The following is an 826-nucleotide window of genomic DNA, read 5'->3' on the forward strand; positions in this document are numbered from 1 at the left end:
AAAAATTTGATCGTTCCCTTCCCCACGTTAACGTCGGCACCATCGGCCACGTTGACCACGGTAAGACCACTCTGACCGCAGCTCTGACTCGCGTCTGCTCCGAAGTATTCGGTTCGGCAGTTGTTGAGTTCGACAAGATCGACTCGGCTCCAGAAGAAAAAGCGCGCGGTATCACCATCAACACCGCTCACGTCGAGTACAACTCGAACATTCGTCACTACGCTCACGTTGACTGCCCAGGTCACGCTGACTACGTGAAGAACATGATCACCGGTGCTGCCCAGATGGACGGCGCGATCCTGGTTTGCTCGGCCGCTGATGGTCCGATGCCACAAACCCGTGAGCACATCCTGCTGTCCCGTCAGGTTGGCGTTCCGTACATCGTGGTCTTCCTGAACAAGGCTGACCTGGTAGACGACGCTGAGCTGCTGGAACTGGTCGAGATGGAAGTTCGCGACCTGCTGTCCACCTACGACTTCCCAGGCGACGACACTCCGATCATCATCGGTTCGGCTCGTATGGCGCTGGAAGGCAAAGACGACAACGAAATGGGCACTACCGCTGTCAAGAAGCTGGTAGAAACTCTGGATGCCTACATCCCTGAGCCAGTTCGTGCCATCGACCAGCCATTCCTGATGCCAATCGAAGACGTATTCTCGATCTCGGGTCGTGGTACCGTTGTTACCGGTCGTATCGAGCGTGGTATCGTCCGCGTTCAGGATCCGCTGGAAATCGTTGGTCTGCGTGACACCACCACCACCACCTGCACCGGTGTTGAGATGTTCCGCAAGCTGCTGGACGAAGGTCGTGCTGGCGAGAACTGCGG

Annotated in this window: 1 protein-coding gene; it reads left to right on the forward strand. The window is 56.9% G+C overall.

Features of this window, described 5'->3' with window-relative positions:
* The coding region (locus APH28_RS25970) for an elongation factor Tu (RefSeq protein WP_060513282.1) at positions 1-826 on the forward strand (826 nt) is incomplete at both ends.

Origin of the sequence: Pseudomonas sp. NBRC 111124, from assembly GCF_001320245.1 — a bacterium.
Taxonomy (GTDB): domain Bacteria; phylum Pseudomonadota; class Gammaproteobacteria; order Pseudomonadales; family Pseudomonadaceae; genus Aquipseudomonas.